General features: G+C 73.1%; 19 protein-coding genes. 15 read left to right on the forward strand and 4 right to left on the reverse strand.

The annotated features are described in order from the left end of the window. The first annotated feature begins 125 nt into the window (after positions 1-125). The 9 genes from ACZDYF_RS12755 (at position 126) to ACZDYF_RS12795 (ending at position 9211) form a co-directional block, all read left to right on the forward strand. Complete coding sequence (locus ACZDYF_RS12755) at positions 126-1397, forward strand: Gfo/Idh/MocA family protein (protein ID WP_475057300.1); 1272 nt, start codon at positions 126-128, stop codon at positions 1395-1397. 139 nt (positions 1398-1536) lie between these two features. After that, positions 1537-2808 (forward strand): ABC transporter substrate-binding protein, encoded by a 1272-nt coding sequence (locus ACZDYF_RS12760; protein WP_475057302.1) that lies wholly within the window; start codon positions 1537-1539, stop codon positions 2806-2808. Positions 2809-2886: 78 nt separating this feature from the next. After that, positions 2887-3909: a carbohydrate ABC transporter permease gene (locus tag ACZDYF_RS12765; RefSeq protein WP_475057304.1), complete on the forward strand. Its 1023-nt coding sequence runs from the start codon at positions 2887-2889 to the stop codon at positions 3907-3909. Then, positions 3906-4832 carry a carbohydrate ABC transporter permease gene (locus tag ACZDYF_RS12770; RefSeq protein ID WP_051703238.1) on the forward strand — a complete coding sequence of 309 codons (927 nt, stop codon included), beginning with the start codon at positions 3906-3908 and terminating at the stop codon, positions 4830-4832. Before ACZDYF_RS12765 ends, ACZDYF_RS12770 begins: the two co-directional genes overlap by 4 nt. 5 nt (positions 4833-4837) lie before the next feature. After that, positions 4838-5944 (forward strand): NAD-dependent epimerase/dehydratase family protein, encoded by a 1107-nt coding sequence (locus ACZDYF_RS12775; protein WP_475057306.1) that lies wholly within the window; start codon positions 4838-4840, stop codon positions 5942-5944. 8 nt (positions 5945-5952) lie between these two features. After that, the gene (locus ACZDYF_RS12780; protein ID WP_475057307.1) at positions 5953-7098 is read left to right on the forward strand and encodes a dihydrodipicolinate synthase family protein; all 1146 of its coding nucleotides are present in this window, start codon (positions 5953-5955) and stop codon (positions 7096-7098) included. 7 nt (positions 7099-7105) lie between these two features. After that, positions 7106-8131 (forward strand): hydroxyacid dehydrogenase, encoded by a 1026-nt coding sequence (locus ACZDYF_RS12785; protein ID WP_475057309.1) that lies wholly within the window; start codon positions 7106-7108, stop codon positions 8129-8131. A 155-nt stretch (positions 8132-8286) separates the two neighbouring features. Beyond that, a complete protein-coding gene (locus ACZDYF_RS12790; RefSeq protein ID WP_225227372.1) occupies positions 8287-8751 on the forward strand; it encodes a tRNA (cytidine(34)-2'-O)-methyltransferase in 465 nt (154 codons plus the stop codon). Between the two features lie 127 nt (positions 8752-8878). Further along, on the forward strand, positions 8879-9211 hold the full coding sequence (locus ACZDYF_RS12795) for a hypothetical protein (protein ID WP_475057311.1): 333 nt from the start codon (positions 8879-8881) through the stop codon (positions 9209-9211). 83 nt (positions 9212-9294) lie between these two features. Here ACZDYF_RS12795 and ACZDYF_RS12800 read toward each other — a convergent pair whose 3' ends face one another. Then, positions 9295-9825 carry a hypothetical protein gene (locus ACZDYF_RS12800; RefSeq protein WP_475057313.1) on the reverse strand — a complete coding sequence of 177 codons (531 nt, stop codon included), beginning with the start codon at positions 9823-9825 and terminating at the stop codon, positions 9295-9297. Between the two features lie 119 nt (positions 9826-9944). Here ACZDYF_RS12800 and ACZDYF_RS12805 point away from each other — a divergent pair, with 119 nt between their 5' ends. From ACZDYF_RS12805 to ACZDYF_RS12820, 4 genes are all read left to right on the forward strand, one after another. Next, complete coding sequence (locus tag ACZDYF_RS12805; RefSeq protein WP_475057315.1) at positions 9945-10499, forward strand: hypothetical protein; 555 nt, start codon at positions 9945-9947, stop codon at positions 10497-10499. Between the two features lie 155 nt (positions 10500-10654). Then, the gene (locus ACZDYF_RS12810) at positions 10655-11395 is read left to right on the forward strand and encodes a YcnI family copper-binding membrane protein (RefSeq protein WP_475057317.1); all 741 of its coding nucleotides are present in this window, start codon (positions 10655-10657) and stop codon (positions 11393-11395) included. An 8-nt stretch (positions 11396-11403) separates the two neighbouring features. After that, a complete protein-coding gene (locus ACZDYF_RS12815) occupies positions 11404-13089 on the forward strand; it encodes a copper resistance CopC/CopD family protein (RefSeq protein ID WP_475057319.1) in 1686 nt (561 codons plus the stop codon). Next, complete coding sequence (locus ACZDYF_RS12820) at positions 13086-13697, forward strand: DUF1775 domain-containing protein (protein WP_475057321.1); 612 nt, start codon at positions 13086-13088, stop codon at positions 13695-13697. The genes ACZDYF_RS12815 and ACZDYF_RS12820 overlap by 4 nt, the downstream gene beginning before the upstream one ends. Before the next feature lie 92 nt (positions 13698-13789). Here the strand turns inward: ACZDYF_RS12820 and xylB are convergent, their stop codons facing one another. Beyond that, entirely contained in the window at positions 13790-15286 is a 1497-nt protein-coding gene (gene xylB / locus ACZDYF_RS12825) for a xylulokinase (protein WP_475057323.1), read from the reverse strand. Continuing rightward, complete coding sequence (xylA, locus tag ACZDYF_RS12830; RefSeq protein WP_204807740.1) at positions 15286-16503, reverse strand: xylose isomerase; 1218 nt, start codon at positions 16501-16503, stop codon at positions 15286-15288. Before xylA ends, xylB begins: the two co-directional genes overlap by 1 nt. Positions 16504-16564: 61 nt before the next feature. On the opposite strand from xylA, the gene ACZDYF_RS12835 reads away from it, so the two are divergent. After that, the gene (locus ACZDYF_RS12835) at positions 16565-17824 is read left to right on the forward strand and encodes an ROK family transcriptional regulator (protein ID WP_191791847.1); all 1260 of its coding nucleotides are present in this window, start codon (positions 16565-16567) and stop codon (positions 17822-17824) included. A 166-nt stretch (positions 17825-17990) separates the two neighbouring features. Next, positions 17991-18764, forward strand: a complete 774-nt coding sequence (locus ACZDYF_RS12840; protein WP_475057325.1) for an ABC transporter ATP-binding protein — start codon at positions 17991-17993, stop codon at positions 18762-18764. An 81-nt stretch (positions 18765-18845) separates the two neighbouring features. Here the strand turns inward: ACZDYF_RS12840 and mgrA are convergent, their stop codons facing one another. Continuing rightward, positions 18846-19889: an L-glyceraldehyde 3-phosphate reductase gene (mgrA, locus tag ACZDYF_RS12845; RefSeq protein ID WP_475057327.1), complete on the reverse strand. Its 1044-nt coding sequence runs from the start codon at positions 19887-19889 to the stop codon at positions 18846-18848. Positions 19890-19955 lie beyond the last annotated feature (66 nt).

Consider the following 19955-nt stretch of genomic DNA (forward strand, 5'->3'; position numbering starts at 1 on the left):
TAGCAAATGGAGCCGCACTCGCCCGGCTCTCCACCCGCACCGACCGTTCGACCCGCACCACCAGCTCTCCCCCGCAGCCCCCCGCAACGACGCAAGGACCGCTCGTGACCCGCAATGATGCACCCGTGACCGTCGCCCTCGTGGGCGCCGGCAACCGTGGTCAGACCTACGCACGCTGGATCGCCGCGCACCCCGACCGTGCGCGCCTGGTCGCGGTCGCGGACCCGCGCCCGTTCCAGCGGTCCCTCGTGAGCGACGGCGCGGCCGCGGCGAACCCCGACGCCGCCCCCGTCGCACAGTTCGCGGACTGGGAGGACCTGGTCGCAGCGGGCACCCCGGCCCGCCTCGCCGACATGGTCATCGTGGCGACGCAGGACCGCGAGCACCGCGACCCGGTCGTGGCCCTCGCGGCCCAGGGCTACGCGATCCTCGTCGAGAAGCCGCTCGCGCCGAGCGCCGAGGAGTGCCGCGACGTCGTCGACGCGGTCGAGGCCTCGGGCGTCCTGTTCGGCGTCTGCCACGTCATGCGCTACATGCCGTACACGGACCTCATGAAGTCGGTCGTGGACTCGGGCGTCCTGGGCGAGATCGTCAACGTGCAGCACCTGGAACCGGTCGGCTGGTGGCACGACGCGCACTCCTACGTGCGCGGCCCGTGGCGCTCGGAGAAGACGTCGAGCCCCATGCTGCTCGCCAAGTCGAGCCACGACCTGGACTGGATCCGGTACGTCACGGGCAAGCGCATCCAGACCGTCGCGAGCTTCGGCTCGCTCAAGCACTTCCGTCCGCAGGAGCGCCCGGCGGGTGCCGCGGACCGCTGCCTGGACTGCCCGCTCGAACCGACGTGCCCGTACTCGGCACCCCGCCTGTACCTCGGCACGCTGCGCGAGAAGGGCGCGATCTGGCCCGTCACGGTCGTCACGGACGGCACCGACGAGGCGTCGGTCATCGAGGCCCTGCGCACGGGCGACTACGGGAGGTGCGTCTACGCGTCGGACAACGACGTCGTGGACCACCAGGTCGTCGCGATGGAGCTCGAGGGCGGCGGCGCGGCCACGTTCACCATGACGGCGTTCTCGGAGCAGGACCACCGCAAGACGCAGATCTTCGGGACGCACGGCTGCCTCGACGGCGACGGCGAGAAGATCCGGGTCACCGACTTCCGGGACGGCTCGGTCACGGTCCACGACTCGGGGCACCACGGCGCGACCAACGCGGCCGACGACCACGGCGGCGGCGACTCGGGCGTCATGGACGCGTTCGTGCGCGCCGTCGCGACGGGCGACCCGAGCCACGTCCGGTCGGGCGCGGTCGAGTCCCTCCAGAGCCACCTCGCCGTGTTCGCGGCCGAGGAGTCGCGGCACTCACGCACCGTCGTCGAGGTCCCGGCCCGTTAGCAGCACGTCCCGTCCGGGCGGCCCTCCGGCCGCCCGGGCAGAGCAGCACCCCGCACGCGCGACGACGCGCAGGGCGGGCTCAACAGCACACGGATCAACCAGCACGGTAGTCATCATTCGACGTCAAAGGAGCACGAAAATGACCATGCCGAAGAAGCACGTGGTGACCGCTCTCGCAGCGATCACCGCCCTCGGCGCTCTCACGGCCTGCGGCGGCGGCGACGCGGCCGGCGGCTCGACCCCCGTCCCCTCGGACGGCGCGGCCTCGGGGTCCGTCACCATGTGGACCTACCCCGTCATCGCGGACGAGGCGGCCCACAAGGCGTTCTGGGACGAGCAGATCGCCGAGTTCACCAAGGAGAACCCGGACGTCGACGTCAAGGTCGAGATCTACCCGTGGGCGGGTCGCGACGAGACGCTCGCGACGGGCATCGCGGGCGGCAAGGGCCCCGACGTCGTCTACCTCATCCCCGACCAGCTCCCCAAGTACGCGAAGTCCCTCGCGGCGGTCGACAACTACATCACCGACAACACGGGCGACCTGCGCGAGAACGCGGCCAAGTCCGTGAGCATCGACGGGGCCATGATGGGCGCGCCGCTGATCATGAACTCGAAGCCGCTCGTGTGCAACGCAGCGGCGTTCGACGCGATCGGCGAGTCGGGCAACTACCCCGCCACGTGGGACGACCTGATGACCCTGGCCCCGAAGTTCAAGGACGCCGGGTACGACGTCACGAACTACTGGGGCGCGGTCGACGCGACGCTCAACGAGTCCTTCTACCCGCTGCTGTGGCAGGCGGGCGGCTCGGTGTTCTCCGAGGACGGCACGAAGGTCGCGTTCGACTCCCCCGAGGGCGTCGAGGCGCTCCAGTTCGTCACGGACCTCGCCGAGGGCGGCTTCGTCGAGAAGGACCTGCTGACGACCATCCCGGCGTTCGAGCAGACCCGCACCGCGCAGGGCAAGATCGCCTGCACGTGGCAGCAGGGCCCCGGCGACGTCGCGACCTTCTGGGGCGAGGAGAACACGGTCGTGCTCCCCTCCCTCAAGCAGGCCGAGTCGGTCGGCTACGGCACGGTCGGTTCGCTGGCCCTCATGAAGAAGGCCGAGAACCTGGACGCGGCGGGCAAGTGGCTCGCGTTCGCGACGCGCCCCGAGGCGTCGGCCGAGTACGCGAAGGCCGCGGGCTGGTTCACGCCGTACACCTCGCAGACCGGCCTGTACGGCGACGACGCGACCATGGCCGCGCTCGAGGCCACGCTCGACGCCACGACCTCCGGCGACCTCAACGAGAAGTCGCGCGAGGTCATGGGCATCCTCGCCCCGGAGATCCAGGCCGCGCTCATCGGCCAGAAGACCCCTGAGCAGGCCATGAAGGACGCGGCCGCCGCCGCGAACCCGCTCCTCGGCTGATCTCGCACCACACCCACCGGGCCGGGTGGCCGCCGCTGAGGCGGCCCTCGGCCCGGTGAGGCGAAGGAGAAGAACCCCATGACAGCAACCACCCCGTCCGGAGACGTCCTCGGGCCAGGTCTCGAGGGCTCCGTGCCCGACGGCGCCGCGCCCGTCGCGCGTTCCACGTCCGGTGGGCCCTCGGGCCCGTCGAAGGGGACCGGCCCGACAGGACCAGCAGGACCATCAGCGTTCCGCCGCACCATGGCCCGCCGCGAGGCACGGATCGGCCTGCTCTTCGCGCTCCCGGCCTTCCTGCTCTTCCTCGCGTTCCGCTTCGGTCCGGCGATCGCGGGCGTGGGGCTGAGCTTCTTCGAGTACACGATCGGCGGCACCGCCGAGTGGACCGGCCTCGACAACTTCGAGCGCATGGTCAACGACCCGATCTTCTGGTCCGCGATGCGCGTGACACTGATCCTCAGCGTCCTGATCGTGCCGCTGTCGCTCGCGATCTCGACCTTCATGGCGCTGCTGGTCCGCCGCTCGTTCCGCGGCTCGGGCTTCTACCGCTCGGTGTTCTTCCTGCCGGTCGTCACGAGCCTCGTGCTCGCCGCGACGGTGTTCACCTGGGTCTTCTCGACGGGCGGCCCGTGGTCGCAGCTCATGGGACTGATCGGCCTGTCGACCGACTCGTGGCTGGGGAGCACGACCCTGGTCCTGCCGGCCCTGGCGCTCGTGTCGATCTGGTCGCGCTTCGGGTACGGGATGCTCATCCTCCTGGCCCGCATGCAGGACCTGCCGCGTGAGCTCGAGGAAGCCGCGGCGCTCGACGGCGCGAACGCCTGGCACCGGTTCTGGCACATCATCATGCCGCAGCTCAAGCCGACGCTGTTCTTCCTGGCGGTCATCGAGACCACGGCGTCGTTCCAGATCTTCGACCTGGTCTACACCATGACGGGCGGCGGGCCCGCCCGCGCGAGCTACAGCCTCGTCTACCAGATCTACGACCAGGGCTTCAAGTACTTCGACCTCGGCTACGCCAGCACGCTCGGCGTCGCGCTGTTCATCATCACCATCGTCGTTGCGTTGGTGCAGCGTCGCCTCATCGGGAGGGACAAGTGACCACGCTCGCCACCCCCGGCACCCCGGGGCACCCCGGGACCGCTGCCGGCACCACCACCTCGCCTGCCCTGACACCACGCCGCAGGCGCAGCAAGAGCTCGGGCATGGACCTGACGTGGCGCGGCAAGGTCGTGCGCTACGTCGTGCTGAGCCTCGCCGCGGTCGTGACGATCTTCCCGTTCTACGCGATGGTCGTCCTCTCGCTCAAGCCGGCCGCGGCGATCCAGTTCCCGCAGAGCCTGATCCCCACGAACCTGGGCTTCGCGGCGTACGACCGCGTGCTCGGCGCGGGGAACATCTGGACCTGGTTCGGGAACACGCTCATCTACTCGGTCGTGTCCGTGGTCCTGGTCCTCGCGTTCTCCGCGATGGCCGGCTACGCGTTCGCGAAGAAGAAGTTCCCGGGCCGCGAGGCCATGTTCTGGTCGTTCCTCGCGATGGTCATGGTCCCGTACCACGTGACCCTGATCCCGACCTTCATCCTCATGGCGCAGGTCGGCGGCCTGGACACCTACTGGGGCCTGATCCTGCCGACGCTCGCGAACGCCCAGGCGGTGTTCCTCATGCGGCAGTTCATCATGGACATGCCCGACGACCTCTTCGAGGCGGCCAAGCTCGACGGCGCGTCCGAGTGGCGCATCTTCACGCGCATCGTGCTGCCGCTGTGCAAGCCGATCCTCGCGACGCTCGGCACGTTCGTCTTCCTGTGGCACTGGAACGACTTCCTGTGGCCGCTCATCATGGGCCAGGGCACCGACCACTGGACCCTGACCGTGGGCATCGCGTCGCTGCAGCAGCAGGACGTGCCGCTCAACATGATCCTCGCCGGCGCGACCATCTCCTTCGTGCCGATCTTCGCCGCCTACCTCGTGGCCCAGCGCTACTTCCAGGAGGGCGTCACCATGTCCGGAATCAAGGGATAGCACTCGTGTCTTCGACCTCACCCAGCCCCCTGCCCGCCGCCGCCGTCGCTCCTGCCGGCGCCTCCGCCGTCGGGCGCTCCGCCGGTCCGTCCTCGCTCGCCGAGCTCGAGGACCTGCTCACCACGCCCTCGCCCGCGCTCGTCGCGGACATGGCCGCCCGCTCGGGCGACCTCGTCGTCCTGGGCGCGGGCGGCAAGATGGGCCCGAGCCTCACGGTCCTCGCCCGGCGCGCGCTCGACGCCGCGGGCCGCACGGGCGACGCCGTCCACGCGGTCTCGCGCTGGTCGGACCCGGCCCAGGCCGACCACCTGCGCGACGCGGGCGTGCACGTCGTGACGGCCGACCTCATGACGGGTGACCCGGCCGTGCTGGCCGACCTGCCGGACGGCGCCGACGTCGTCTACATGGTCGGCGCCAAGTTCGGCACGTCGTCGGCCCCCTCGCTCGCGTGGGCCGCGAACGCCGCGCTCGTGAGCGACGTCGCGCGCCGCTACGCGGACTCGACAATCGCCGCGTTCTCGACCGGGAACGTCTACCCCCTCGTGCCCGTGTCCTCGGGCGGCTGCTCCGAGGACGACCCGACGGGGCCGGTCGGCGAGTACGCCATGAGCTGCCTCGGGCGCGAGCGCCTGTTCCAGCACGCGGCCCTCACGCGCGGCACCAAGGTCGCGAACATCCGCCTCAACTACGCGGTCGACCTGCGCTACGGCGTGCTGTGCGACGTCGCGGCGCCGATCCTCGCGGGCGAGCCGGTCGACCTGACCACGAGCCACGTCAACGTCGTGTGGCAGGGCTACGCGAACGAGGTCGCGCTGCGCGCGCTCGGCCACGCGTCCTCGCCCGCGTTCACGGTCAACCTCACGGGTCCGGAGACCGCGTCGGTGCGTCGCCTCGCAGGGCTGCTCGGCGCGGGCCTGGGCCGCGACGTGTCGTTCACGGGCGCCGAGGCGGGGACGGCCCTGCTCAACGACGCGAGCCTGTGCCACGAGCTGTTCGGGTATCCCGACGTCTCGCTGCGCACGCTCGTCGACTGGCAGGCGCAGTGGCTCGCCGCGGGCCTGCCCACGAGCGGCAAGGCCACCAAGTTCACCGTGCGCGACGGGAAGTTCTGATGGGCTCGGTGGGCGACGCCATGAAGCCCGAGTCGCTCGCGCTCCTGCGCGCCGGCACGGTCATCCCGGCCCAGCCGCTCGCGCTGACCGCGGACCGCCGCTTCGACGAGCGCCGCCAGCGTGCCCTGACGCGGTACTACCACGCGGCCGGGGCGGGCGGCGTGGCCGTGGGCGTGCACACGACGCAGTTCGAGATCCGCGACGTCGGTCTCTACCGGCCCGTGCTCGAGCTCGCGGCCGAGGTGTCGCGCGAGACGCTGGGCGGGAACGCGCCCGCAGGTTCCGCGACCACGGGGCCGCGTCCGCTCGTCCAGGTCGCCGGAGCCGCGGGCCCCACGGCCCAGGCCGTGACCGAGGCGCAGGTCGCGGCCGAGCTCGGCTACGACGCGGTGCTCCTCGCACCGCGTGTCGCGGGGCTGAGCGGCACGCGCGAGGAGGTCGAGCGCTACCTGCTCGACCGCGCGCGGGCCGTGGGCGAGGTCCTGCCCGTGATCGGCTTCTACCTCCAGGAGGCGATCGGCGGGCCGCGGCTCTCGGTCGACTTCTGGCGCGAGTTCGCGGCGATCGAGGCCGTCGTGGCCGTCAAGGCCGCGCCGTTCGACCGGTACCGGACCATCGACGTGCTGCGCGGCGTGGCCGAGTCCGGTCGCGCCGACCAGATCTCGCTCTACACGGGCAACGACGACGCGATCATCGCCGACCTGGTCTCCGAGGTCGACGTCCCGGTCGCGGGGAGCGCGAGCCCGTACACCGCGCGCTTCGTCGGCGGCCTGCTCGGCCAGTGGGCCGTGTGGACGCGGGGTGCGGTCGAGACCCTGCGCCTCGCGCAGGCCGCGCGCGGCGTCACGTCCGACGGCACGCTCACCGTGCCCGACGACGCGGCCCTGCGCCTCCTGGTCGCCCGTCAGACCGGGCTCACCGACGCCAACGCCGCGGTGTTCGACTCCACGAACGACTTCGCGGGCGTCATCGCGGGGGTGCACGAGGTCCTGCGCCGCCAGGGACTGCTCGAGGGCATCTGGTGCCTCGACCCCGCCGAGACGCTGTCGCCCGGGCAGGCCGACGATCTCACGCGCGTCACGGCCGCGTACCCGTGGCTCGGTGCGTCGGACGACGCGTTCATCGCCGAGCACCTCGACGCGTGGCTGGGATGATCCTGCGATGAGCCGCACCACGAGCGTCGTCAGCGTCTCCCCCGCGCTGCGGGCCGAGTTCTTCACGCCCGCGGCATGGGAGACTCTGACGGCGCTGACCGACGTCGTCCTCGTCGACGACCCGGCCACGCTGGGCGCGACGCTCGACGCCCGGACCGGTGCTGCGCCGTCGGGCCCCTCGCGTGCTCAGGTGCTCGTCATCTCGTGGGGCACCCCGCGCCTCGACGCCGCGCTGCTCGACCGCCTGCCGGACCTGCGGCTGGTCGCGCACACGGGCGCGAGCGTCAAGCCGTTCGTCACGCCCGAGCTGTTCGCGCGCGGCGTGCGCGTGACGCAGGCCGGGCAGGGCATGGCGCAGTCGGTCGGCGAGGTGTCGGTCGTGTTCGCCATGGCCCTGCTGCACCAGCTCCCGCGGTTCCACCACGGCCTCGCGTCGGGCGCCTCGTGGGAGGACGCCGAGGCCGCGCCACCGCGGTTCGAGATCGCGGGCACGCGCGTCGGCGTGATCGGCGCGTCCCGGACCGGGCGCGCGGCGATCACCATGCTGCGCGCGCTCGGGGCCGAGGTCGTGGTCGCGGACCCGACGCTGTCGGCCACGGACGCCCAGGCGCTGGGCGTCGAGCTCGTGAGCCTCGACGCCCTGCTCGCGACGAGCCGCATCACCATGCTCCACGCGCCCACGCTGCCCGAGACGCACCACCTCGTCGGGGCGCGCGAGCTCGCGCTCATGCCCGACGGCGCCGGGCTCGTCAACACCGCCCGGTCGTGGCTCACCGACGAGGAAGCCCTGCTGCGCGAGGTCGCGAGCGGACGGATCGACGCTGCGCTCGACGTGTTCGACGCCGAGCCGCTGCCCGTCGACCACCCGCTGCGGACACTGCCGAACGTGCTCCTCACGCCGCACCACGCCGCCGCGACGGTCCAGGGGCGGCTGCGGCAGGGGTCGATCGTGGTCGAGGAGGTCGGTCGCTTCCTCGCGGGCGAGCCGTTGCAGCACGAGGTCGACGAGGCTGCGCTCACCCAGATGGGCTGAGCCCCCCGACACGTCGGCCGCGGGGCGGTGGGAGAATCGGGACCATGCCCGACGACGTCCCCTCCTCCCCCGTGCCCGCACCCTCGCCCGGGGCCGCCGGCGCAGAAGACTGGCGCCCGCACCTCGGCACCGGCGCCGAGCGCCCGGCCCCGACGCTGCCCCACCTCGTGTTCTTCGAGCCGCGCATCCCCGGCAACACGGGCAACGCGATCCGGCTCGCGGCCGTGACCGGCGCACGCCTGCACCTCGTCGAACCCCTGGGCTTCGACCTCGACGAGCCCAAGCTCCGCCGCGCGGGCCTCGACTACCACGACCTCGCCGCGCTGGAGGTCCACGCCGACCTCGACGCAGCCCTGGCCTCGATGCCCGAGGCACGCGTCTTCGCCTTCACGACCAAGGCCACGACCCGCCACACCGACGTCGAGTACCGCCCGGGCGACGTGCTGCTGTTCGGCCCCGAACCCACCGGCCTGCCCGACGACGTCCTGGCCCACCCCCGGATCACCGACCACGTCAAGATCCCCATGCTGCCCGGTCGCCGGTCGCTCAACCTGACCAACAGCGCGTCGATCGCGATCTACGAGGCGTGGCGACAGACGGGCTTCGCGGGCGGCGTGTGAGGGATTCCCCGTACAGGGTGAAATGTCCCTGGAGGGGTTTTCACGGATGTCCTGGCACCGGCGTCCAGGATGGACTGGACCGGTCCGGGGGACGACGACGTCCCCTCACCTGAAGCGAAGGAGCTCCATGCGAACCACCGGAAAGCGCGCCCTGGCAGTCTCAGCCATCGTCGCCGCCACCGTCGCCCTGGCGCCGGCCGCGAACGCGGCCCCCTACGACGCGGGGCCCTGCACGTTCGACCTGACCCGCACCGGGAACACGTTCCGCCTCGACGCCGGCACGTGCGACTGGGTGCACCTCGAGGTGACCGCCAACGCCTGGGGCATCAACCTCTCCCGGTCGGCCTCGACGACCGACGTCACGACGTTCACGATCGAGGGACCGGCCTGGTCGGTCACCAAGGGGCTCGCCGTCGGGCGCCTCGGCGCAGTGACCGGGCCAGTGGTCCGGGTGCTCTGACGCCATGACCTGAGACGTGAGCCCAGGTGGGCCCGGTACCCGCTCGGGGACCGGGCCCACCTCGTGCGCGCGCCCGGAGCGGGTCAGCCGTCGAGGACCGAGAGCCGACCGGTCTGGACGTCCTGGACGATCACCTGACCCGGCACACGGCTCGGCGGGAAGGCCACGGCCACCATCACAGCCACAGCGACCACACAGGCCACCACGACGACCAACCACCGGGCCCGAGCCGGCCGGGCTGATGCGGCGACGTCGGGCCGCGCCAAGGAGTCCACGAGGCGCGCCGCTCGAAGCACCGCCACGGTCAGGACCGCCGCTCCCGCCCCGACGGACAGGACGTGCGCCGCGAACGCCCCCTCGCCGACCGACCACTGCCAGCTCGAGAGGTCGACGCTCCCGAAACGGTCGACCGCGGACGCCTGGAGCACGCGCCCGAGGTGCCTCAGCAGCGATGAGGCGCCGAGCAGCAAGGCCCCGGCCACGAGGAGAGGGAAGACCCGAGCAGCATGTGGTCCCGCCGCACCGGCCGACTCGCACGCCTCGTCCGGAACGGGCGGTTCGAGGGCGTCAAAGCCCTCCGCGTCCACAGGGATAAGGTCGATGGGATGCACCATCCGTGCATCCTGGCAGAAAGCACGGTCCGCGGACAGATCCATGCCTGGAGAGGCGCACGCAGATGGCCGTTCCTGGACACGGGGTCCTTTTCTGACGCTCTGCCCGCTACAGTCGTCGCGTGCTGTCGCCGGCGGTCGGTCTGCTGCGCGGGGTTCGAGCAGGGTTGCTCGCCACCGCGGTCGTCGGGCTGTCCCTGGTCTCGCACCGCCTCGCCGGGGGCGCGGGACCGGGAGCCGTCCCGGTCGTGGTCCTCGTGATGCTCACGGCCGTGGTGCTGCGCGGCCTCCTGGGCCGCCGCCTGGCGTTGCCGCTCCTGCTGGGCGTGCTCGGTCTGGGCCAGGTCGTCCTGCACTACACGTTCGAGCAGTGCGCGCTCCTCGCGGCGTCCCCGGTGCCCGCGCACGCGCACGCCGCCGAGAACCCCGTGCCCATGCTCGCCGCGCACGTGCTCGCGACGCTCGTCGTCTCGGTGCTCCTGACCCACGCGGACCGGGCGCTGTGGGCCCTGTGGTCATGGCTGACCATGCGCTCGGTCCCGCGCCTCCTGCGTCCTCCCGCTGCCCGGGGGCGGGGCGTCCTCGTCCTCGCCTCGACGTCCCCCGCCCCCGCCGCCCCCGGCCGCGGTGCGGTCATGGGGCGCGCCCCTCCCGTCCTGGTCCACGCAGCACCTTGACCTCGGTCGCGGCTCCCTGCCGCGACCCGCTCCCTGCCGCCTCGACGGCGCACCCGTCGTCGAGCCGCACCCCCACGCGTCCAGCGACCGCGGGGCCCGCGTGCCCGCGGCGGGAGCGACCCTGCGTTCGACCACGGAAGGCCTGTGCCCCGATCATGAAGCGTTCACCGAAGCTCCTCACCGTCGCCGCGGCGACGACCCTGCTCCTCGCGCTCGGCGCGAGCGGCGCGTCCGCCCACGTGTCGGTCAACCCCGACACGACCACCGCGGGCTCCTACGCCCTCCTGACGTTCGGCGTCCCGCACGGCTGCGGCGAGTCGTCGACGACGAAGGTCTCGATCCAGATCCCCGAGCCGCTCACGAGCGTGACCCCCACGGTCAACCCCGGCTGGGACGTCGAGAAGGTCATGGTGACCCTCGCGACCCCGATCGACGACGGTCACGGCGGCCAGCTCTCCGAGCGCGTCGGCGAGATCGTCTACACCGCGAGGACGCCGCTGCCCGACGGGTACCGGGACGCCCTCGTCCTGTCGACCAAGCTCCCCGACGCCGTCGGCGAGACCCTCGTCTTCCCGACCGTCCAGACCTGCCAGGAGGGCGAGTCCGCCTGGGTCCAGGTCGCGGCCGAGGGCGAGGACCCGCACGACCTCGACCTCCCCGCCCCGACCCTGACGATCACCGAGGCCGAGGAGGCGCACGGGGACGTCGAGACGGTCTCCGACGCGGCCGCCTCAGAGGCCGCGAGCGCTGACGGCACTGACGACACGGCCGACGCGGCCGGGTCGTCGGACGAGCCGTCGTCGCTGCCCCTCGTCCTGTCCGGGGTGGCGCTCGTGCTCGGTGCGGCGGGGCTCGTCCTGGGCGGCGCCGCGTTCGCCCGTCGCCCCAAGGCCTGACGCGACCGATGAACGTCGCCCGCGTCCTGCGCGGGGTGACGGCGGTCGTGGTGTCGGCCGTGGCCGGGGTGGTGCTGATGCTGGCGTCAGCGTCCCCGGCCGCGGCCCACGCCGTGATCGTCGACAGCGATCCTCGGGACGGCTCCGTCGTCGAGGACTCCCCCGCCCTGCTGACCCTCACTTTCAACGAACCCGTGCAGGTGCCGCCCGGCGGCGTCACGCTGCTCGACGCCGCCGGGACGGCCGTGGCCGTCACGCCCACGGCGGTCGACTCCCGCGTGGAGATCGCGGTGCCCGCGGTGCTCGACGACGGCACGTACGTCGTGAGCTGGCGCGTCACGTCCGGGGACACCCACCCGCTCGCGGGAGCGTTCACGTTCTCGGTCGGAGCACCGAGCGACACCGTCGCCGCGGTCCCCGAGCCCTCGACGTCGGCGGCGGTCTCGACGCTGCGGCGGGCGTCCCAGGCGCTCGTGTACGTCGGGACGCTCGGGGTGGCCGGCCTCGTGGTCTTCGAGCTCCTGCTGCTCGACGCGACCCCGGGGGCCATGCCCGTGCTCCGGCGTCGGCTCGACCGCACGCGCCGGGGGCTCGCGGTCCTCGCCGGGGCGGGGCTGCTCGTCTCGGTCCCGGTCACGGCCGTGTGGCAGGCGGGCCGCGGGGTCGGAGCGCTCCTGGAGCCGGAGGTCTGGACCGCGGCCCTGGGGTCCGAGTCGGCCCTGGCCGCGCTCCTCGGCCTGGTGGGACTGGTCGTCGCGACCATGTTCTGCCCCCGGGCGGGCCGGGCGACGCGTCGGCGGTGGCCCGTCCCGCTCGCGCTCGGCGCTGCCGCGCTGGCCGCGACCTCGCTGACGGTCGTGGGGCACACCCGGACGTTCGGCCCGGCGTGGCTCGTCCTCGGTGCCGACGTGCTGCACGTGGCCGCAGGGTCCGTGTGGTTCGGCGGGATCGTGGGGCTGTGCCTGCTGCTCGCGCGCTCCTCGGGGGCGTCTGCCCAGCGCTCGGCACGCACGGTCCTGCGCTTCTCGACCGTGGGCGCGTGGCTCGTCCTCGCGCTCGCCCTGAGCGGCGTGCTGCTGGCCTGGCGCATCCTCGGCTCGCTCGACGCGCTGGTGACCACCGGGTACGGCCGGACGCTCCTGGTGAAGGTCGCCCTTGCGCTGAGCCTCGTGGCGATCGCGGCGTGGAACCGGTACGGGTTGGTCCCGCACGTCGCGGAGGGCCCCGAGGGGCGCCTGCGTCTGCGCCGGACGGTCGTCGCCGAGGCGTCTGTCCTGACGGTGCTGCTGATCGTGACCGGGGTGCTCGTCTCCCAGAGCCCGGTCGAGGCGCAGACCCGGGCCCCCGTCGAGGCGCAGAGCGCTGCGCCCGCCCGGGAGTTCGACGAACCCCTCGGGTCCGGGTCGCTCCAGGCCAGGGTCACGCCGGGCGCGCTCGGCATCAACTCGCTCGAGCTGACCGTGCTCGACGCCGACGGCGCCCCGTTCGACCCCGTCGCGCTCCCCGAGGTGGGGCTCACGCAGCCCGAGCTGGGCATCGGCCCCTTCACGCCCACCGTCACACGGACCGGTACCGGGACCTACCTGGCCTCGATCGACCTGCCGATGGCCGGGTCGTGGGACGTCACGGTCGGCGTCCGCACCTCGAAGTACGAGAACCCGGTCGTCACGCTTCCCGTGGAGGTCTCCCCATGACGCGCCGTGCTCGCGCCGCCGCGGCCCTCGGTCTCGCCGCGCTGCTGACCCTGACGGGCGTGCAGGGCGCGGCGGCCCACGTCCTCCTGGAGACCGCGACGCCGAACGGTGACGGCACCACCACGCTCACGTTCTCGTTCGAGCACGGGTGCGACGGCGCCCCGACGACGGGCCTCGACCTCACGCTCCCCGCAGGGGTCGAGGCCGTCTCGACCGCCGAGCCGGAAGGATGGGTGTCGACCCAGGAACCGGGAGGGGTCCGCTGGGAAGGGACCCCGGTCGCCGACGGCACCGCTGCCCGGTTCGAGCTCGTCGCCAGGGTCACGGGCACCGCCGGGCAGGCCTTCTGGTTCCCCACGACGCAGACGTGCACCGAGGGCTCGTACGACTGGGTCGACACCGACCCGGCGGGCGGGCACCCCGCGCCGAGCTTCGTCGCGACCACCGCGACGCTCGCCCCGCCGGCCGCGCAGCCGGTCGCACCGGGCGGGCCGGGCACGAGCTCCGCGCCTGGAGCGAGCCTCGCGCAGACCCTCGCGGCGATGGCCGCGGCCTCGCTCGCGGCGGCGGCAGGGGGTGCCTGGTACCTCGCCCGGCGACACCCCTGAGGGCACTCCAGGTCGCGGACGGAGAAGGGGCCGCCGTTCCGGCAGGAACGGCGGCCCCTTCTCTCGACGCGTCGACGACAGCGCCCATGACCTCAGGTCAGGTCGCGCACCGCCGCGTACCCCGCGCGGATCCCGGGCTCGGGGTCCGCGTCGTAGCCCGTGCTCGACGACGTCTCCCACCGGGGAGCCTCCGCCTCGCCCGACAGCACCCACGCCGCCTGGCGAGCGGCGCCGTCGGCGACGTACTCGCCCGGCTCGGGGACCGTGACGGGCAGGCCGAAGACCTGCGGTGCGATGCGCCGCACCGCCTCGGACTGCGCGCCGCCGCCGATGAGCTGGAGGCGCTCGACCTGCACGCCCTGCGCGCGCAGGGCGTCGAGCCCGTCGGCCAGGCCGCACAGCATGCCCTCCACGGCGGCCCGCGCGAGGTGCGCGGGCGTCATGGTCGCGAGACGCATGCCGTGCAGGGTGCCGCTCGCGTCCGGCCGGTTCGGCGTGCGCTCGCCCTCGAGGTAGGGGACGAGCACGAGGCCGTCGGCGCCCGCCGGGGCCTGGAGCGCGAGCCGGGACAGGCCCGCGTGGTCCACGCCCAGGACCCGCGCGGTCGCGTCGAGGACGCGGCTCGCGTTGAGGGTCACCCCGAGCAGCAGGTAGTTGCCCGTGGCGTCGGCGAAGCCGTTGACGAGCCCGCTCGCGTCGGCCGTGGGGGACGTCGCGATCGCGGAGACGACGCCTGAGGTCCCGATCGAGACCGCGACGTCGCCCGCGCGCATGCCGAGGCCCAGGGCCGCGGCCGCGTTGTCCCCCGCGCCGGGGCCGATCAGGGCCCCGTCGCTCACCGCGGCACCGGCGACGGTGGCCGAGGCCACCCCGCCGTCCTCCCCCGGGCCGAGGACCCGGGGCAGCACCACGTCCGAGCGTCCGAGCGCGAGCTCGAGCAGGTCGGTGCGGTAGGCCCCGCGCCCGCCGTCGGCCGAGGCGTCGAAGTAGCCCGTCCCGGACGCGTCGGAGCGGTCGGTCACGAGCGCGCCGAGGTCGGGCTCGAGGCCCTCGCTCCGCGGGCCGTAGCCGGCGATCCGCCACGTCAGCCAGTCGTGCGGGAGCGCGACGGCCGCGACCCGTGCCGCGTTCTGCGGCTCGGCGTCGCGCAGCCAGCGCAGCTTCGTCACGGTCAGCGATGCGACGGGCACGGACCCGACGGCCTCGGCCCACGCCTTGGCCCCGGCACCGGTGTCCCCGGCGCCGAGCTCACGGACCAGGTCCAGCGCGGCGCCGGCCGAGCGGGTGTCGTTCCACAGGAGCGCGGGACGGATCACCTCGCCGTCGGCGTCGAGCACGACCATGCCGTGCTGCTGACCGCCCACGGCCAGGGCCGCGACGTCGTCGAGCCCGCCTGCGACCTCGGCCGCGGTGCGGAACGCCGCCCACCAGGCGTCGGGCGAGACCTCGGTGCCGTCGGGGTGCGACGCCGAGCCCGAGCGCACCAGCGCCCCGGTGCGCGCGTCACGGACGACGACCTTGCACGACTGCGTCGACGAGTCGACCCCTGCGACGAGGACGCCGGCGGCCGACCCGGGAGAGCCGCCCATCAGCCGATCAGGTGCTTGAGCGCGAGCTGGTTGAGGCGCACGAAGCCGAAGTCGCGCTCGGCGGCGGCCTCGACGTCGAACTCCTCGTAGGCGCCGCGGTCCGCGATCAGGTCGGCGACGGTCTCGCCCGCACCCAGGGTGCTCTCGCCGAGCTCGAACACGCCCGCGTGCTCGAACGCGGCCTGGACCTCGGGATCGGCCCGGTACTCGGCGGACTTGCGCGCGAGCATCGAGTAGGTCTCCATGTTGGCCTTGGCCGAGTCCCAGACGCCGACCTCGTTCTCGGTGCGCGAGGGCTTGTAGTCGAAGTGGCGGGGGCCCTCGTAGCGGGGTCCGCCGTTGGGGAAGCCGCTCTCGATGAGGTCGACCGTGAAGAACGCGGAGAGCAGGTCGCCGTGGCCGAACACGAGGTCCTGGTCGAACTTGATGGACCGCTGGCCGTTGAGGTCGATGTGGAAGAGCTTGCCGGCCCACAGCGCCTGCGCGAGGCCGTGCGTGTAGTTCAGGCCCGCCATCTGCTCGTGGCCCGTCTCGGGGTTGAGGCCCACGATGTCGCCGTGCTCGAGCTTCGCAATGAGCGCGAGGGCGTGCCCGATGGTCGGGAGGAAGATGTCGCCGCGGGGCTCGTTGGGCTTGGGCTCGAGCGCGATCTTGATGTCGTAGCCCTGGTCCTTGATGTACGCGGCCGTGAGGTCGAGGCCCTCGGCGTAGCGCTCGTGCGCGGAGTGGAGGTCCTTGGCACCGTCGTACTCGGTGCCCTCGCGGCCGCCCCACATGACGAACGTCTTGGCGCCGAGAGACGCGGTGAGGTCCACGTTGCGCAGCACCTTGCGCAGCGCGTAGCGGCGGACGCCGCGGTCGTTCGAGGTGAGGCCGCCGTCCTTGAAGACGGGGTGGCTGAAGAGGTTGGTCGTGACCATCTCGATGGTCAGGCCGGTCTCGTCGGCGGCCTTCTTGACCTCGCCGAGGAGCTGCTCGCGGGTCGCGTCGTCGGAGCCGAAGGGCACGACGTCGTCGTCGTGGAACGTGAAGCCCCACGCGCCCAGGTCGGCGAGCTTGCGCACGGACTCGGCCGGGTCGAGGTGGGGGCGGCTGGCTCCGCCGAACTGGTCCTGGCCGGTCCAGCCCACGGTCCACAGGCCGAAGGAAAAGTTGATGTTCTGGTCGATCGCGTCAGCCACGACAGTCTCCTCGTCGAGATGGGCCGGCTCCGTCATCGAGCAGGCCGTCATTTGTTGTATGGATGAACTTATGCGGTCCTGTCGGTAAGGTCAAGACGTGAACCGCGACGAGTCCTCGACCGGCGTCAGGACGCCCACCCGGGCGCGCCCCACGGCCGCCCGCCAGCACACCCTGCGCGAGTACAACCTCGCCCTGGTCTCCCAGGCGCTCTTCGACGCGCCACGGCCCCGCTCGCGCGCCGACATCGCCGCCGCCACCGGGCTCACGCGCGCCACGGTGTCCGTGCTCGTCGACCAGCTCATCGAGGCCCGCCTCGTGCGCGAGCTCCCGCCCGTGACCCCGCTGCGCGCCGGACGCCCCGCCGTCCCCCTCACGCCCGCCGAGCGCACCATCGTCGGGCTGGGCCTCGAGGTCAACGTCGACTACCTGGGCGGCACCGTCCTCGACCTCACGGGGCAGGTCGTCGCGCAGGAGGTCGTGCCGGGCGACCTGCACGGCAGCGACCCGGCCGAGGTCCTCGGACGCCTGGGCGCGCTCGCCCGCCGCCTCGTCGAGGATGTCGAGGCCCAGGACATGCAGGTCGCGGGCGCGCGCCTCGCGCTGCCCGGCCTGGTCGACGCCCGCGCGGGCCGCCTCCAGGTCGCCCCCAACCTCGGCTGGTCCTCGTTCCTGCCCCTGCCCCTGCTCGGCCTGCCCGACCGCCTGCCCGTCGAGATCGCCAACGAGGCCAACCTCGCGGGCCTCGCGCAGCTCGTCGCGGGTGCGCAGGACCACAGGCCCGACGACGCCGCTCCCCCCGTGCCGTCGTCGTTCCTCTACGTCTCGGGCGAGGTGGGTATCGGCTCCGCGATCGTGATCGACCGCGAGCTCTTCCTCGGGAACCGGGGCTGGAGCGGCGAGATCGGGCACGTCGTGGTCGACCCGCACGGGCCGCGCTGCCTGTGCGGCGCCACGGGCTGCCTCGAGCAGTACGCCGGCAAGGACGCCATGCTGCGCGCGGCCGGCATCCCCGTCGACGCGCCCGTCGAGACGTTCCTCGAGGCGCTCGCGGAGGGCACGCCGTCGGCCCGCGAGGCCGCGACCTCGGCCGGGACCGCTCTGGGGCGCGCGCTCGCGAACTTCGTCAACCTCGTCGACATCGAGACCGTGCTGCTGGGCGGCATCTACACCGACCTGCTGCCCTACCTGCGCGAGGCCCTGACGACCGAGCTCACGACCCGCGTCCTCGCGTCGCCCTGGACCGAGCTCGACCTGCGGCCCGCGCTCGTCGCGGGGCACGCGGCCATGATCGGCGGCGCGCGCACCGTGCTGCGGGACGTGGTCGCGGCGCCGTCGGCGTGGACGACGAGCGACTGACCGGTCACCTCGAGGCGTCGCGGGCGCGCACCGGCGCGCACCGGCCGGTGGCCGGTGTGACCCGCGACGCACCGTCCGCCGGGAGAACGCGGGTACCGTCGTTCGTTGGACCACCGGGGACACCCACGCCCCTGATCTGGTTGACCCACCCTCGGAAGGACCGGGCATGACGACCACCCACATCCTGCAGGCGCGCGACCTCTGGGCCGGGCACGGCGGCGAGGACGTCCTGCGCGGCGTCTCGATCGAGCTCGCGGCGGGGCAGGAGCCCGTGGGGATCGTCGGCCCGTCGGGCGTCGGGAAGTCGACGCTCGTGAGCGCGCTGCTGGGCGAGGTCAAGCCCACGAGCGGGACCGTGACGTGGGGCGGACGGACCGTGACGCGCCTCGGACGGCGCGACAAGAAGACGTTCAAGGCCGCGGTGCGACGCGTGTCGCAGGACGGCCTGCCGGGCATCGACCCCGCGAGCACCGTGACGCACGTGCTCAAGTCGGGGCTCACCGACGCACGCAAGGGCGGGCGCCCCTCGGGGCAGTCGATCGAGGACCTGCTGGACCTCGTCGCCCTCGAGCACCGCTACGCGGACCGCCCGCTGCGCACGCTGTCGGGCGGCGAGCGTCAACGCGTGGCCATGGCCCGTGCGCTCGCGACGCGGCCCGACGTGCTGCTCCTCGACGAGCCGCTCACGGCGCTCGACCCGACCATGCGCGGCGAGATCGCCGGGCGGGTCAAGGAGACTGCCACGCGGCTCGGCACGGGCGTGCTCCTGGTGTCGCACGACCTCGAGCTCGTGCACCGCATGACGTCGTCGGCGCACCTGCTCGTCGACGGCGAGTTCGTCGAGTCCGGTCCGCTGCAGCAGGTCCTCGCGGAGAGCGAGCACCCCGTGGTCCGTGAGCTCGCGGAGGCCGCGCCGCTCGCGGTCCAGCGCTGGAGCTGAGCACCTCGGTGCCGCGCCCGGGGTCGGTCAGGCACGCGCCTGACCGACCTCGGGTACCGCCGCCGGGTCGAGCGGGTGGGCTCAGCGCGTCGTGCCGTCGATGGCGAACGGCTCGATCGCCGCGATCTCCTCGGCCGTGAGCGCGGGGGCGTCGAGCGCCGCGACGTTGTTCTCGAGCTGCGCGACGCTGCTCGCCCCGACGAGCGCCGACGTGATGCGCTCGTCGCGCAGGACCCAGCTCAGCGCGAGCTGCGCGAGCGACTGACCGCGCCCCGCCGCGATCTCGTTCAGCGCACGGGCGCGCTCGAGGTACGTCTCGGAGATGGCGGCGGGCTTGAGGAAGTGCCCGACGGCGGCGCGCGAGTCCGCGGGCACCTCGCCCGAGAGGTAGCGGTCCGTGAGCAGGCCCTGCTGGAGGGGCGAGAAGACGATGGTCCCGACGCCGAGGTCCTCGACGACGTCGAGCAGGTTCTCGCCGTCGTCGTGCCCGGCCTCGGGCAGCTCGACGTGCCGGTTGAACATCGAGTAGCTGGGCTGGTGGATGAGCAGCGGCGTGCCGAGGTCGGCGAGGATCTGCGCGGCCTCGCGGGTCTGCGAGGGCGAGTAGTTGGAGACGCCGACGTACAGCGCCCGCCCGCTCACCACGGCCGTGTGGAGCGCGCCCATGGTCTCCTCGAGCGGGACCGTGGGGTCGAACCGGTGCGAGTAGAAGATGTCGACGTAGTCGAGGCCCATGCGCGCGAGCGACTGGTCGAGCGAGGACAGCAGGTACTTGCGCGAGCCGCCGTCGCCGTAGGGGCCGGGCCACATGTCGTACCCGGCCTTGCTCGAGATCACGAGCTCGTCGCGGTATGGCCGCAGGTCGCGCGCGAGGTGGCGCCCGAAGTTCTCCTCGGCCGAGCCGTAGGGCGGGCCGTAGTTGTTCGCGAGGTCGAAGTGCGTGATCCCCAGGTCGAACGCGCGGCGCAGGATCGCGCGCTGGTTGTCGAACGGGTTGACGTCGCCGAAGTTGTGCCAGAGGCCCAGCGACAGCGCGGGCAGGGCGAGGCCGCTGCGACCGGCTCGCCGGTACGTCATGGACTCGTAGCGGTCGTCGGCGGCGAGGTAGCGGGGTGCGAGAGGCATGCTGCCATTCTGCACCCAGCCCCCCACGGCGGTCTGCGGGCCGCTCGCAGTCAGGAGCGACCCGCA

The sequence above is a fragment of the Oerskovia sp. PE-21s genome (assembly GCF_056158145.1).